The organism is Pseudomonas sp. MS01C9 (assembly GCF_058202755.1).
On sequence record NZ_CM177073.1, the window covers coordinates 3,295,432 to 3,310,195 of the forward strand.

General features: G+C 53.7%; 9 protein-coding genes. 6 read left to right on the forward strand and 3 right to left on the reverse strand.

The window, feature by feature from the left end:
- Positions 1-124: 124 nt before the first annotated feature.
- Positions 125-736 carry a hypothetical protein gene (locus AC1M7R_RS14950; protein WP_490609717.1) on the reverse strand — a complete coding sequence of 204 codons (612 nt, stop codon included), beginning with the start codon at positions 734-736 and terminating at the stop codon, positions 125-127.
- Positions 737-935: 199 nt separating this feature from the next.
- Between AC1M7R_RS14950 and AC1M7R_RS14955 the strand changes: the two genes are divergently transcribed.
- The 3 genes from AC1M7R_RS14955 to AC1M7R_RS14965 all read left to right on the forward strand — a co-directional run bounded on the left by AC1M7R_RS14955 (position 936) and on the right by AC1M7R_RS14965 (position 3,525).
- Positions 936-2,108: a hypothetical protein gene (locus tag AC1M7R_RS14955; RefSeq protein WP_490609718.1), complete on the forward strand. Its 1,173-nt coding sequence runs from the start codon at positions 936-938 to the stop codon at positions 2,106-2,108.
- Between the two features lie 107 nt (positions 2,109-2,215).
- The gene (locus tag AC1M7R_RS14960) at positions 2,216-2,929 is read left to right on the forward strand and encodes a hypothetical protein (RefSeq protein WP_490609719.1); all 714 of its coding nucleotides are present in this window, start codon (positions 2,216-2,218) and stop codon (positions 2,927-2,929) included.
- Entirely contained in the window at positions 2,926-3,525 is a 600-nt protein-coding gene (locus tag AC1M7R_RS14965; protein WP_490609720.1) for a hypothetical protein, read from the forward strand. Before AC1M7R_RS14960 ends, AC1M7R_RS14965 begins: the two co-directional genes overlap by 4 nt.
- A 147-nt stretch (positions 3,526-3,672) precedes the next feature.
- On the opposite strand, the gene AC1M7R_RS14970 is transcribed toward AC1M7R_RS14965, so the two are convergent.
- Together AC1M7R_RS14970 and AC1M7R_RS14975 are read right to left on the reverse strand one after the other, a co-directional pair.
- Positions 3,673-4,728 carry a hypothetical protein gene (locus tag AC1M7R_RS14970; RefSeq protein ID WP_490609721.1) on the reverse strand — a complete coding sequence of 352 codons (1,056 nt, stop codon included), beginning with the start codon at positions 4,726-4,728 and terminating at the stop codon, positions 3,673-3,675.
- The gene (locus tag AC1M7R_RS14975) at positions 4,721-6,439 is read right to left on the reverse strand and encodes a hypothetical protein (RefSeq protein ID WP_490609722.1); all 1,719 of its coding nucleotides are present in this window, start codon (positions 6,437-6,439) and stop codon (positions 4,721-4,723) included. The genes AC1M7R_RS14970 and AC1M7R_RS14975 overlap by 8 nt, the downstream gene beginning before the upstream one ends.
- 1,250 nt (positions 6,440-7,689) lie before the next feature.
- Between AC1M7R_RS14975 and AC1M7R_RS14980 the strand changes: the two genes are divergently transcribed.
- The 3 genes from AC1M7R_RS14980 to AC1M7R_RS14990 all read left to right on the forward strand — a co-directional run bounded on the left by AC1M7R_RS14980 (position 7,690) and on the right by AC1M7R_RS14990 (position 14,347).
- Positions 7,690-9,096, forward strand: coding sequence for an AAA family ATPase (locus tag AC1M7R_RS14980; protein WP_490609723.1), 1,407 nt, complete (start codon positions 7,690-7,692; stop codon positions 9,094-9,096).
- Entirely contained in the window at positions 9,093-9,953 is an 861-nt protein-coding gene (locus AC1M7R_RS14985; protein ID WP_490609724.1) for a DUF4435 domain-containing protein, read from the forward strand. Before AC1M7R_RS14980 ends, AC1M7R_RS14985 begins: the two co-directional genes overlap by 4 nt.
- A 482-nt stretch (positions 9,954-10,435) precedes the next feature.
- The gene (locus tag AC1M7R_RS14990; RefSeq protein WP_490609725.1) at positions 10,436-14,347 is read left to right on the forward strand and encodes a hypothetical protein; all 3,912 of its coding nucleotides are present in this window, start codon (positions 10,436-10,438) and stop codon (positions 14,345-14,347) included.
- Positions 14,348-14,764: the final 417 nt, after the last annotated feature.

Consider the following 14,764-nt stretch of genomic DNA (forward strand, 5'->3'; position numbering starts at 1 on the left):
CCGTTAATGAACGGCAACTACCGGCCAAAAGCAGCCGTACGCCAATAGCCACTTCAGGCACAATCTAATTGCAGGTGCATCTAGACCTGAGCGATCTAGTGCCGCAGCTGACGCTGATAACGCTTTAGTCTGGACAGAGCAGCTGGCGAGTAGTTTTCTCAACCAACTCCTGTATCTGGCGCTTGGCTTTCGGCTCCTCGGCGGCTGTGGCCAAGATCAAAATTAATGTGAAGGCCATGATGTAGAGAGTGGTACGCGGATTTGTGAGCATCGCCGATTCCAATTCAGCACGCTTTCCCTCATCTCCCTCAGTCCAAACTAATGCTTTCTTCCAGCGCTTGCGCTGATTCTGATCCAGGCTGTCTACATAGGCTTTCAGATCAAGGTCCATGTTCGCGGTGTCGTGAACCAGATCGTTCCGCAGCTCTGAAAATCGCCTGATAAAGGTGTACATGGACGGTTCAATAACACCGAGATCCACCCCCATTTTTGCCTTCCCTACCTGAGCATCTGACAGAGGTAGCCTTTCAACTACTGGCTTGAGCTCGTCAGCGGTATAAGCAACAACAAGCTGCGTTACCGTGGCCTCGAGGGTCGCGTGCAGCTTGATAACCAGTGCCCAATCTGTCTCGTTGAGCAAGTCAAAAAGCTTGTCGCGATGCCTCTCAATTGTCGTCGCCATGCTGTCGGCTGACTCACGTAGCAGAGCGGTAGCTTCGTCCTTATAAACGTACATATAACTTCCACCCCGAACAAAATGGGCACCAGAGATGCATTTTCACTTTTTCTCTCAACAGACCGTTCACAGCGAGCCCGCAGTTGGTCGATAATCTACTGGGTTATTCTGCGCGGCTTGTTACCATCGCATCCAGCAACCATCCGCGCAACCGGCTACCAAGGGCGTACCTGCTAGCCGGGCAGCTCCATGTGACTATTTGAACATGATCTTCACTGCCTATCAGCGTACCGATGCCACCCCCAAAACGAACCGCGAGAGTAATTTTGCCTTCCTGGATCGCTCAGCTCGACCGGAAATGGAGCGAGTCCGCCACTACCTGGAAGGCCTCGTGGGGGAATATCCACAGGAGGAGCGAGACGAGTTAGTCGCTCGGCTCAAATGCGGCGACGACACGCACTTCAAGTCCGCAGTGTTCGAAGTCGCGCTCTATGCGTTCTTGGCTCGACTGGGTTACGCCTTGTCCCCCCACCCTGAGCTACCGAGTGGGTCAAAGGCACGCCCTGATTTTCATGTCACTACCCCCAGTGGCGAAGAGTTCTATCTCGAGGCTGTTCTTGCTTCGGTTCGGGACAAGTCTGTTCCTGCAGCGGAAGCAATGATTGGTTCAACGCTCGATGCACTGGGTAAGGCGAGCCACCCTAATTTCATGGTCCTCGTTGAATACGACGGCATACCCGATACTCAGCCAAGCGGTAAGAAACTGCTCGCCGCCACATTGAAATGGCTGGATTCACTCGACCCCGATAGGGTTCGATCTGAAGCTGAAAGCCGAGGCTTGGACTCAGCCCCCACACGCGATTGGGCACATGAAGGATGGCAAGTGCGCCTCCGTGCCTATCCACTTAAGCCTGAGGCCCGCGGTAAGTCCCGTACATTGATCGGCATGCTTGATGGCGGCGCGGGGCTCATTGATCAGTGGTCACCCATTCGGGACGCCATCAAGTTCAAGGGCGCAAAGTACGGCGACCTCGACAAGCCTCTTTTGGTAGCAGTGAATTTCGGCTCGTTCCATCTCGACAAAATTGACGAAATGGGCGCGCTATACGGGCAGGAGCAGTACGTTCTGGATGCTCTAGATCCGGAGAAAGAAGTCAGATTTACTCGTGTTCCAAATGGTGCATGGCTTGGTCCATCCGGACCTCGAGCCAGGCGTGTTAGCGGCGCATGGATTTTCAACGACCTGACCGCATACTCGCTCTCCTCACGACGCCACACGATCTATCTCAATCCATGGGCTACGCATCCACTCCCTGAAGCATTGAAAACGATGCCTCACGCGATCGTTAGCGGGGATCGGTTGCAAAGGTGCGACGGCTTTTCGCTCGCTGAGGTGCTCGGGCTTCCCACCTGCTGGCCGGAAGACGAATAGCGCGGCGGCCGCGGTGCACCTGGCCAGTGATAAAAGCTGATGAGCTTTAAGCGCGGGTGGCTGTTTGTCGCCCTTATTTATCACGCCCTAAGGATTTAGCGCACTGAATGAAGCTTTACGAAAACATCACCATCGGGAATTTCTTGTTTGCCCTTGGCTATGCCATCCGTGATTTCCAGCAAGGCTCAAAGCGCGCCGCGCTAGGATCGATCAATTTGCTCCAGCAAACCCCTGCCGATCAGTTGCTAGCCGACGTATTGTTGAATTTCGGTGGTGTGGCCCGCCTCCTGGAGTTCAAGGCAGAAGGAGCGGATCTGCGCAAGGAACGGGGTAAGCACGCTGGGCTTAAGGCTGCCATCGAAAAGAAACAGCTCACCGATATTTCCCGTGAGGTGCATTGGTATGTTGAGACCAAGTCCACCGAAGATTCGCTTGGACTCCTCACCGTTTCCTACTTGGATGCATTCCCAAGGGATAGAGCGAGGGTCGGTCGACTCCAAGACCTCGTTCAATCAACAGCTGAGGCCATCGCCTTTCAGCGTTCCAACTTCACCGGCAAGCAGATCCGCGACTACCTCCTGACAGTTAAGACCGTCAACGGCTCTGAGGCCTCGGGGTCTGGTGGCTTGCTGCTTTTGGCTGAACCTGGGGGGGTACTGAAATTCGCACCCTTGGAGGACATGCTGGAGCTCAACATGACGCTTCGAGCATGGGCAAAGGAGCGGTTCGAACGAGCCGAGCAAAATCACCGGCTAGCACTTGAAAAAACAAAAGCAAAAGAGCTCGCCAAACATAAGTCATTCGATCGAGGCCTGGGATGAGAGCCCCTATTACTGCAAGTGAGTACGAATCTTACGACGAGAAAATCCGTGCTCAAGCCGAGGTACTCACCTCGTTGCTCTCTGCTGGACTACACACCCAGGATGAGGCCGACAAAGCAGTCGCTGCCCTGAGAAAACTGCAGGCTGAAGTCGTTGCTCAAATCATCTCTGCGAGAAAAGACCTTTCTCTCATTGCTGATGAAACCGCTACCAAGGCTGCAGCTTTGCTGTCTGAGAAATTCGTCCAGGCGAACAAGGCAGCCGACCAGGCTGCTAGGCAGTATAAAAGCGCGGCCCGGATGCTTGGCCTGAAGACCTTCGCGGTACTTGTCGTTTCTCTGGTAGCCATTGGCGCGACAGCATGGCTTCTGGTTGGCCCCCTACTGCCGAGCCAAGCAGAGCTCGCGTTTCGGCGCGCACAGATTGCTGAGATGAAAACCAAGGCAGCCGAGCTTGAGCGCAGAGGTGTCAACCTAGAGTGGCACACGTGCATAGTGGGGACCTTGAAACGCGAAAAACCCTGTTTCAGATCAGATGGAGAGATCTACGGGCCGAACGATCAGTCTAGGTCCTACGCTGTGCCGTATAGTCGATAATCAACACCCAATCATTAGTCTTAGGGAAGCGGCCCCATGTACCTTCAGGCAGCTTGCTCCGAGATTTTGTTGGCCCCTAGCCTCCCCTTGGAGACATCTGAAATCCCGCCCACTCAAGGCGGGCTTTTTTGCACCCATCCGTAGTAGCTAGGATCCGCCAGCAGGTAACGACAAACGCGTCCTGATGTTTTCGATGATCTCGGTGAGGTGCTTCGGGTACTCACCGGTGAAGTACTCGAAGGCAAGCGGGTTTTTCGCAAGAAATTGACTGCAGAACTCGACCCAGTCTTTTGTTCTCAGCGGGCCATTGATCTTGAAGACCTTGGTCGACCTTGCCTTGATGTGCGCTGAATTCTTCATGACCATGTTGAAGTCAGAATCCCGCCTCTGAAAATACTCATCTTCCGTAAAGAGCTGGATCGCGCCATCGAAGTGCCTGAAGCAGCCGGCCTTGAGGTCGTACTCGGCATGCAGGTACCGAGCAGGGAAGTAATGCTGCCCTTCGACCTCGACCCTGACGCTCTCCGTCTTCATCTCCAGGGCTTGGAACGACTTGATTCCATCCGACTCGCTCCACTTGATGTCTAGGCAATAGGCATCAGCGAAGAACATCGAGAGATCTATCGAATCGAGGTCCAGAGGAGGTCGCAGCTTGACGATACCGGGTTTTATATTCCCGATGTCATCGTCAAAAGGTGCGCCGAACCACGTGTCGGCTTCGAAGTAGCGCCCACCGTCAACATCGATCCGAACCCGGTCTTCGTCGAGGGCTATGTATTTTTCTATCCCGGGACCGTCGAATCCCCAGAACAGCTCTATAAACCGCGGGGCCCAGTTGTTCACTAGGCTCATGCTGCGGCGGTAACAGGGGTGGGCCATCAAAATAAAGTCAGGACCAGCAAAACACCCACCACCAAAGTGGTTTGGGGGTAGCCGTGCCGCAATATCGTTGAACGGCAGTAGCCCATCACGCTCTGCAGTTATTGGCCCTAGAAGCTTCCTAGCAATGCCTTTCGCCTTAGCGACAATTCCGGTGGTTTGGACGTACTCGAACGAGTCAGCGCTGAGGATCACCCCTTTCGATTCAGCCATAACAGTGAACCGAGCAATCAGATCTGCTGCTGCGGCAAGCTGCTTGCGAGACTCCTCTTTCATATCCGCGAAATAGCGAGCCATAAACTCGTTGTGGCTTTGATCAGTCATCGGTGCCAGGTTCCGAGCGAGGTAGCAGAACATCAGCCCCATGGATTGGTGTGTCCGGGTCGATACTGGCTTCCAACTCAAGTAAGCGCTGATGCCCAGGATGACTCTCTACTGCGAGCGCTACCAGCCGGCGGCAGTTCGCCATATCGTCCGCCATCCGGTACCGCTCTGCTAAATCCAGAGAAACTGCTGCTTCATAAAATCGTGGAAAACGTAGTCCACTAGGAGAGCCACGTCGTTTGAGATAGCTCTTGATGGTTTGATCGTGCACCTCCAATGTCCACCCGGGAACCTTACCTGCAACCGTGTGTACTAGGAGAGCCTCCGGTGAGGGCTGCGATAGGTCTTGACGGATCAGCTTTTCTATCCCCTCAGATACAGGCGCCTTCTGCTCTACAGGGACCACCATGTTAAAGAGTGTATAGAGCGCCAGGTACGGTAAGCGCGGATCTCTCTTAGCGCCCAATACGATATCAGCTACCGCACTTAGGACCGGGCGCAGGTCTGTAAGCACCGCTCCCTCCTCACCCAACTGGCAAGGAACCAATTGCTCTAGAAACCCCTCAAGCTTGCTTCGCCCAGTACTTAGTAGGTCTCCTTCCGCATTACCCACCCAATACTGCGGGGCCATGCGCAGCTGAATGATGTTGGTCCGCTCCAAGTAGTAGCCAGGGTATGGCTCTCGATCTAATGATGGCTGGCTAGCAACGAACTTAATGATCACGTTGCGCATCAAGCGGGATAACCCTTGGAGGGTTAAGTAAGCCTTGCGCTCGTGAAGCACTGTTTCACTATAGCCATGACCAAGCACAACTACGGTAGGGAGTCGCATTAACTGATGTACGTATTTGGAGCGGGCCTGATAGGCCATGGTCAAGGCCTCGGCAATGTCGGTGCTGGAGAGCGCCTGGCCTGGGGCCAACGATACGTCGCGAAAATATTCGGGCGGTGTATGAGCAATCGCGAACTCGCGGAAGCGGCGCGCCAGGGCAGTATGCTCCACTCTTAGCAGTGCATCCCGAACCCTTTGTGCCACCGCTTCATCCGCATCTGTCAAAGCCTCGTCAATTGCTTGCCGCTTTCGCTCGTCATAGGAAGCCCAATCGCTTTCATGACCATCAAAATCCTGCGCTAGCGACTCTACTGATGCCACCAGCAGCGTGTACGCCAACTCCAGGTCATCCGCGATCCGATGCATACCGTTTATGTACGTCCGGATCGCTCTCATCACACCGAGATATGTCTGACGCGGCAACCCGATTAGCCGGCCAACAAACTCCTGGAGGAAAGCCACTTCCTCAGGCTTACACCAAATCTCTGGCTCGAAGAAGCGACTGACAAATTGATGCGGAGATGCATGAGTTGCTAAGCCCTTTTTCCCACTAGTCAGGCGCCGAGCTAGATCGATATCTGGTGAACATACGCAATTCAGTGCAAATGACGTCACAACTGCAAAATCGCTGAGGTAGGGCTCAGCGGTGCAGGACACGAGTACTCCCGGAGCCTTCTCCTCTGCCTCCATCCTTTCCTGCATCTCATAGACGACTACAGTCGGCTGAATCGAGCTTCGTGAAGATGGAATCAGCTTTCCCGCTGCCGTTTCTACTACAACCTCACTCTCTAAATTGGCGTTGGTATAGAGCATGCCTCGCAACAGGTTTTCCCACCCTACGGGGAGACTGAAGAGCTTTCCAGTGGCAATCTGAAGCATACGACCTCCAATATCGTACTCAGTGGCTCAGCGCCAACGGCGGTTCCTGGCTCCGAAACTACTCAGTATCAAACGCTTAATCTGGCACCTCATTATGCAGCCCCGCCCGGGGTGCTAATCAATGTCCGCTTCTGACCGACTTCGGCCGGTCGAGAGCTGCTATTGCGAGAAATCATAAGGGCCGCCGGCGGCCACTCTAGCCTTTGCCCATCCGTGGCCTCAGTAGAGGGTGCCAGGCCTGACTTCCTCCCTTTAACCTGGCCAGTCCCTGTTTGGTATGCCCGCGTTTTCACCACACGCGCCCACACGTATCGCGGAAGAGGTCGCAAAAAAACCACCTATCGAATGACAGGTGGTTTTGATGGTTTGTAGTGGAAGCAGTCGGCATTGTGTAAAGGCCCGCTGCCTAGGACGGTGCAGTAGCGGCGCATCACGGAATAAATCCGATAGACAAAGGCGGCTCCACCCCATGGGTAGGGGGCGGTATGCTTCTGGAACCTTACATACCTGGCTAACTCCATCCTGCTGGATCAGTGCTTGCAGGAGTCTTGCGCTGTTGGGATGACGACTCTTGAACCTGTCGTCTTAGGTTTTTGCTGGGTCAGTGTATGGGGGCATCATCATGTATGCCTCACTCTTTAGGGGTGGGGGTTTGCCCGTGATGTTGGGGCGTCGGCTGGGCCGTCACTGCGGTTTGCAGTGACGGCCCGGTTCATGACTTGCGCGTCCGTGGACAAAAGCCGTCTGCGGTAGGTGCATATTTATCCATTGCCTGTGGTACTGACGCGGCCTTCGGCCTTGTCGGCTCCCTGCGCAGGTGCGGCATGGTTCCCATGCCACGCCTGCGCAGGGAGCTTGTGAAAAAGGCGGAGCATGGAGCTGCCTTGCCGATTAACGCCGTGAATCGCACGAGCAAGTCAACAACGTAGGTTGACCGAGAGCTTTCTGTTGAAGGTCTGGGGCGGATGATAACTAGCAGTCACAACGTGGTAGTCGGAGCCCATAGCGGCCCTTCGAGGACTGTGGCTCACGGTCAGAGGCTGCCCTTCGCAACAGGCAGAAATCGGCCAGAAGCGGCCATTCAATGCATCGATAGAAGTAGGGCGGTGCATACGTTTTCACTCCGCCAACCCGAACTGGAAATTCGTAAGGGCGCCAGTGTGGAAGCGCATGCAAACAGCGTATATACTCCTATAAAACATATGGCTTTTTGATATTGCTGCCGACTCAATAAAATCAGGGATGTGAAATTGGATTATTATATTAGGCGCGTTGTAATTTCAGACTTATTTGAAGTGGGCAACAATTATAAGATAGATCTATCAGAGGGGTGCAATTGTATATTCGGCCCAAACGGCACGGGCAAGACGACAATTATTAACTTGATTGTCAACTCCTTATCCGTCGATTTAGAGCCGCTGGCTAGAATTTCTTTTGGCTCTATTACAATTTTTCTTGCCAAGACCGGACAGGTCCGACCTTTCAAATATCTACTATTAACCCGCTCGCGCAGACTTCAAGGGCTGGTGAGTCTTTACTATGAATTTGAAAACAATGTCACGTACGCGTTTGACATAAAGTTTAGAAGCGGCGTATCGAAGGTATCTGATCGACTAGACGAGAACTCACCTGAAGAACTTAGAGCTACTATTCGCGAAAAATTGAATTTAACGCACGTCCCCCTATTGCGAATGCATGACTCTGAAATAAACATGTCTCGAGATAGTGGGGATGAGTTTTTGCAATCAATGCTTCGACAAAAGCAAATTTCCCAATCACAAATTACCGAAATTTTAGACCCTAGTGTAAAAGTATTAAACTCACTCGAACGACAGTTCGTCAGCGAAGCAAACTCTGCTCGAAAAAAAATCACAGAAAAATTGGATGACCTGCGCTCAAAAATCATTGAAAAAGTAATGATTGATGAAAGCTTAGTCAGATTAAGTAATAGAGCACTATCGCGTGCACACAAAGCTATGACATCGGATTTTTTGGAGGATGTCGATGTTTCGGCTTATGTTAGAAAGCTAAGCGAAGCTCAGATAAATGTCCCGGAAGTAAAGATCAAAGAGCATTTTTCTATTTGGAAGCAGTTGAACGACAACGTTCGCGACGCTTCTAAAGTAATGCGCTCTCTGGATACAACTGAAACTGGAACAAAAAGAAATGCTGAGGCTGCTCAAAAATTTAATTCCTCATACTACAATCTTATAGCAATGAGCAATTTTAACGATAGATTTTTATCTATTGTAGAGGATGTGGAGTTGATGCAGGCGGCTCGCTTTGAGGTTACAAGGGTTTTTAGCGAGTACGAAAAGGAAGTTAATTTATACCTTAAGCCGAAAAAAAGGTTTCATGTGTCTGAGGATGGGGAGCTCAGCGTATATACTAGAACTTCGCCAATCAGATTGTCCGACCTGTCGTCGGGGGAAAAACATATTATAAGTATCTTGGGGCGTGCAGCGCTTAGCAGGAAGGAAGGCGCGATATTTGTCGCAGATGAACCGGAGCTTTCTTTGCATCTCGATTGGCAACGTATGATATTGCCATCTATCGCTAAGCTTTCTCCAAAATCCCAAGTTATTATTGCAACACACTCTCCAGCAATTCGAATGAAAGGAGCAAGAGATATAGACTTAGAGGAGTGTGTTCAGTGACCACTGTTAGGGCGTTCTCTGCCGAAGAAAATATGCGGCGTCTGAAAATGCAAAAACGTCTTACTTTCGTTGTGGTGGAGGGAAGCGATGACGTACCTCTTTACGAATCATGCCTGATGATGGAATTAAAAAATGTAGATTTTGATGTTATTTATTCAGGAGGAAAAAAGCCAATCCAAGATTTTCTGGCAGAGCATAAAAGTAATAATGCAATGTTCATTGTGGACAAGGATTTTGATGACTTTTCAACTTTAGATCCGAGAGTTGTTGCGTTGGACCGGTATTCCATAGAGAACTATTTTATCTGCGAAGAAGTCATTTCGCACTCTATAAAGTTTGCTATAAGTTGTAGGCTCCAAGACGCGGTTGAAGCGTTTGACTTGACGGAGTTTGTTGAAAAAATCACCCGATCAATAGAAATGCTGATTAAGGTTCTATTTTATTACCAGCGGCATGCCGTTCATAAATTGGATGGTAAAGAAAAGCAGTCTTGGAGTGATGTGTTTCTTTGCGAAAATAATTCTTGGGAACTGAGTTCCGATCAGGTTTTGGCGCTAATAAGTAGGCTCGCTCCCACCCCCAAAGATATTGCAGATGCGGAAGAATATTTTGCAGAAAATTTTCGACATCCTGAAATTTTGATTAATGCGTTTCCTGGGAAGATGCTAAAGACATCGCTTCAAAGATATATTCGGCAGCAAGTCATGCAAATAAAGCCTGGGGCAAAAGGAAAATATAATAATGTCGAAGATACGAGGGCGCTGCTCTCTTCAGTTCTTCATCACTCGTCTAGCCTCAAAAATGTTTTGAGGTCAGTTGTGGAGTTTCTTTCCCGTCGGCAGTTAGGAAATGGTTAGGGTCCTATACACTATATTCCTAGGAAATATCGGTAGAGGCTTCCTAGTGCCATTTCATTTAGCACTAGATCAATCCAACGTGATCGCGCTGGCTCATATTTGCTTCTCATACCTGCAGCTTGTAGCTTTTGTTGCTCCTCAACACAGGCGGCTTTGGGTCGATTACTGCCGTTCGAGACTGGTGGATTTTGGCCGGTTGCTGCCTGTAGCCCAAGGCGGCTGACAACCTAGCGGACATTCATCCTCAGGTTGATAACATCTCCTTTGTAACGGGAGTGGCCTTTCATCCGTCAAGCTAGACGCCTGTAAACTTTCGTTCGACGCTTAACATGAGTAGACGGAGCCGGCTCGCAGTTTGGACTACCGCTCGATGAAAGGTTATACGACATCATGCTCCTCGCGTCCCCTGCTTCAGAACTTGCACTTTGAGGGGTAACGTCTTTAAGAGATATCGCCCTCTAGCCGTCGCTTGGAACGAACGCGTGACGAATTTGTATGGCCATCGAAAAGGGAGGTTTGGTTTGGCGACAAGAGCTGGCTCTCATGCGGGACGTGGGTTCCGATATCAGGATGCGGTTGCGGCAAGCCTTGCCGTGGAAGGCTTTGTCGGCCAGTTTGGGTACGGCAGCGTCGTCCCTGAAGGGGGTGACGATCTTGAGCTCCGGACGGCCAGTGCTAGAACGCTCGCGCAGGTCAAGTCACGACGCGACCACATGGGCCCGTTTTCACCTCGCTCAGTGGCGGGCTTCGTCATGAAAATGTGGGATGGAAAGGGGCTTCAACCTGACGACCAATTTTTGCTGGTGCTCGAGAGTAATGTTGGTGAACGCCGCGCTGCCATCCGCCAGTTGCAGGACCTTTCCGCCTATCCGGCCGTCATAGTCAAGCTGAAGGGACGCAAGGGGCTGGCTGACCTCATTGCGCGAACCAAGGTGCTAGTGCTGCCTGACCCTCGCGGAAGCGCAGTAGCCCATATTTCGGCCAGGCAGGCCTGCACCTCCTTCGAAGCCGAGATGTACTTCGCGGACCTCTTGGGCGTGGTGGGGCATCTATCTGATGACAACGGCACACGCGCGGCAAACGCCTATCTTGGGCTTGCCGTGTCTGATGTTCAGCAGCGGTTCGACGCGCTACGGCCGCTTATGACATCAGCGGTATTCGAGGCAGCGCTAACCGAGGGCTTTTGTTCAGCTGTGGATTTCCTGACGCCCGATGAGGACCCGCTGTTCTACTTGGGTGTCAATGCGCAGGCATCGCACGTAGCCGCAGGACTCGTTGTGGAACGCCCTGAGCTCCGTGCAGCCGTTCTAGAGGGACTGGAGAGCCGCAGAAACGTGCTCATTCACGGCGCTTCCGGCTCAGGAAAGTCAGCAGTCCTTTGGGAGGCCGCGTACGCCAGTCGCCACGCAGTGCGTTGGTTTCAGATTCAGCGCCTGCCGCCGGCAGCCATTGCGTCACTTGTCCAGCTTGCGCGCTCCAGACGAGCGACTGCAGATGCACCCGTCGGCTTCATCATCGATGACGTGGGCCGAGGGTTCTCGGAGGGTTGGACCGCGTTGACTGCGGAGGTAAATCGCACTCCCGGGCTGCTGCTCTTGGCATCTGTACGAGAGGAGGATCGCTACCCGCTGGTAGATAGCCGTCGCGCTGCCCAAGTCAAGGTTCAGGGCGACGACACTCTGGCTGAACGAGTGTGGCGAGAGCTGAGGGATAGAGGGCAAACCGCTTGGCAAGGATGGCGAGAACCTTGGACGCTGGCGGCTGGCCACCTGCTTGAGTACACCCACGTGCTTACCCAGGGGCATCGATTGAGCGAGACGCTGCACGCGCAGGTTGCGGCGCGTATTAACGACGTCACTCGACACGACGAGCTGGATGTCTTGAGAGTGGTGGCTTGTGTGAACGCCGCGGGTTGCAATGCCGAGGTGTCAGCGCTGCCTCGCGTCTTGTCCAAGCCCGCGACCACGGTCTCGCTCGCGCTGACCAGACTCAAGGATGAGCACCTGGTTCAAGACGCACATGACGGCAGGATCGTGGGACTGCATGAGTTGAGATCTGCAGAGCTCCTTCGCCTGTCTCACGAGTTCCCACCGCCCTTGTTGTCGACTACGGCCGCAACTGCGGTTTGGCTGGTGCCGGTATCCGAGATGTCTCGGTTCCTCGAGCGCACACTCTCCAGGCACGAGGGATGCGATGACGAAGTAATTGAAGGCTTGGCGCTTAGGTTGGAGGCAGCACCGACACCGGCGCTCCTCGGCGCGATTTTGACAGGGCTGGACCGCACGAACGCGCATCGAGTGATCAGGCGTTGGCTCCAAACCGCTGAAGCACAAGCGATGGCGAAGTCGTTTCAGGGGATGCCTGCGGGACTCGCGATTGGCGACATCGAGCCTCCGGATATCGGTCCGATGGTACCCGCATCCCGACGCTTTACTGGAATTAGGACTGAGGTCATCGCTTCAGGTTTGACCGCTCGCTTTTTGGCTCGGTTAGCTCCAAGGGATCTGCGCCGCGCGCTCCAGGTGGCGAGCAGCGTGGGAGACTTGACCCGGCTCATGGCTTCGCTACTCGGTCAAGTCATCCCGACTTCGCACTTGGGAGAGCTGGCCGCATTTTCCCCTCCGCTCGTCGAAGCGGACTTTCAAACCGTAGTTTCGCTACTCCAAGTCACAGCAAGGGTCGACAGGGCGCTGGCGATCAGTTGGGTCAATGCAGTAGGGCAAGACACGTTGTTCCAGCGCTTCTCCGACAATGTGGCCTGGGCTGAGGCGCCGAGTCTGAGCCCATGTGAGGAAGGTCAAGAGGTTCGCTCAGACATCTGGTTTGTAGCACCCTCCGTGCAGACCGACCTTAACCACGACGTGTATCAGACTTGTGAGGCCTTGCTGGCGCTGACACCGGCAGCAGATATTGTGTCCAGCGACGCGCTCGGAGCTGACGGGGTCATCGTCCCGTCCACAGTCGAAGACTACCCGCTTGCTCGCAAACGCATGCCCAGGGCGAACGTTCCCGCGCCCGAGCAAGTCGCCCGTAATCGGGCGTGGCTGGCCATACTCAACGCTTACTTGGCTACTGAGAGTTACACCGCCTATCTAGCGCAATGCTTGGATCTGCTCAATCTGCTCGTCCCTAACCTCAGAGCGCTTCTTGATGGGCAGTTCAGAGGGAATACCGATGCCACGGCGCTCAACGCCTTGGGGCGCGTATACGACGCTGCTATCAGCTTGGTGGCGCCACAGGAGGAGCCGCTAGCTGCTGGGGTCCAGAGGTGGCCGAGGCTGCCATCGATCCTGTCCAGTTGCTCCACCGATCTCGTCCGGAGGTTTCTTGAGCTACCGCAGGGTGCCCCGGCCTACATGAGCTGGCTTAGCGATATACAGAAGAGCATCGCTACTGCGGCGTCAGAGGAGTCATGGGGTGTGTTGTCAATCGAGGCTCCCAGAGAGTTGGATGAGCTACAGCGCCTGGTGGAAATGTTGCAGACGATGGCCGGTGAGTCTGAGAAAAGAGGGCGGCATCCGTTTCTCACCCACCGTTCTCGGACGGCACCAAAGGGGAGTGCGCTTGGCAAGGCGGCACTCGCCGCGCGCCGATATCGCGAAGCCGAGCTCAATAACTTGGAAGGTAGGCTAAGGACCGAGCTGACCGCCATTAGCCCTGGCATAGGCGTTCATCTACTGGCTGAGGCCACCATTCCCGAGGTGTGGCCGCCTGCGGATGTGCTGGTCACCTTGCCTGTGAACACCGATGGAACAGGCGTGGACTTGGCGAGTGGCTGGCCAGCCTGGCGTGCTCTCATTGAAGGCGGGCGCAAGATTTGCGTCCTGCCCGTCATGAACAGGCTCGGATTGACGAGCCTCGCTACATCTGGCTTCGACAGGCTGTTCCCGGTTCTACCAAATGAACTGGCGCAACCCTGGTGCGCCGCCGCAGGACTAAAGGCAGCTCCGATGGATTCGCTAAACGCATTTACTCGTCTCACCAACCCGTTGGCAGAGCTCCAGGGCATTGACGCGTACTGGAGCAGCAAGGGAACCAGGACGCCCGAGGAGGAACGCATCTATCGGGCGGTCTCCAAGACTCTCGACGAAGCGAGAGAGGCTTGGAGCAACTTGGCGCTCACGGATGACATCAAGGGGGCTGGCCTGCAGCTCGTGGATGCCGCTCTTCAAGGCGAATTCCCGATTGCGAATGCCGCCGCAAGGCTGCTGCACGGCGAGCGGACCCAGACTATCGAAGTCATCGAGTCATTCGTCCTAGGGCTTACCTTGTTCGAATGTCAGCGCACAGGTGAGCACAGTGCACAACTCGGCAATGGCAACCATGACCTACACCCACGTGCTCAACATGGGCCGTGGCGCGGTGGAGCCCTTTGGATTCCTGCCCAGGACTGATCTGCTGCAAAGTAGCCATTGCTGAACTTCCGCATTACCGCCTCAAACTCTCGTCAGAAAGGCCGCACTGGAGGACTGCTCCTGGCCGATTTCTGCCGGTCACGGCCACCCGATTTTCTGGTCAAATTCCACGCAAACGACTGCTCAAGTCGAATGCCAATCAGTGGGCAAGGGCAATGCAAACGGGTGGACAGGTGGTGTGCAATTACCCACGAGACTCGTTTGACTCAAATGCGGCTAATGAAAAGCCTCAGCGTACCGCGGTTTGGCAGTCGGATGGATCCAGACCATCATCAGATTTGCTTCGTAATGAGCGTTGATGTACTGCGCCTACCTCAGCTTGGAGTAAAAAATTGAAGATCGACATTGATCCTGAGCTGTTGAAGGCCGCAACAGCACCTTTCAAAGATGAAGAGC

Excerpts from the sequence above, each read along its gene's own strand:
- AC1M7R_RS14950 (WP_490609717.1), bottom strand. The coding sequence starts at position 736 with ATGTACGTTTATAAGGACGAAGCTACCGCTCTGCTACGTGAGTCAGCC.
- AC1M7R_RS14960 (WP_490609719.1), top strand. The coding sequence starts at position 2,216 with ATGAAGCTTTACGAAAACATCACCATCGGGAATTTCTTGTTTGCCCTT.
- AC1M7R_RS14965 (WP_490609720.1), top strand. The coding sequence starts at position 2,926 with ATGAGAGCCCCTATTACTGCAAGTGAGTACGAATCTTACGACGAGAAA.
- AC1M7R_RS14970 (WP_490609721.1), bottom strand. The coding sequence starts at position 4,728 with ATGACTGATCAAAGCCACAACGAGTTTATGGCTCGCTATTTCGCGGAT.
- AC1M7R_RS14975 (WP_490609722.1), bottom strand. The coding sequence starts at position 6,439 with ATGCTTCAGATTGCCACTGGAAAGCTCTTCAGTCTCCCCGTAGGGTGG.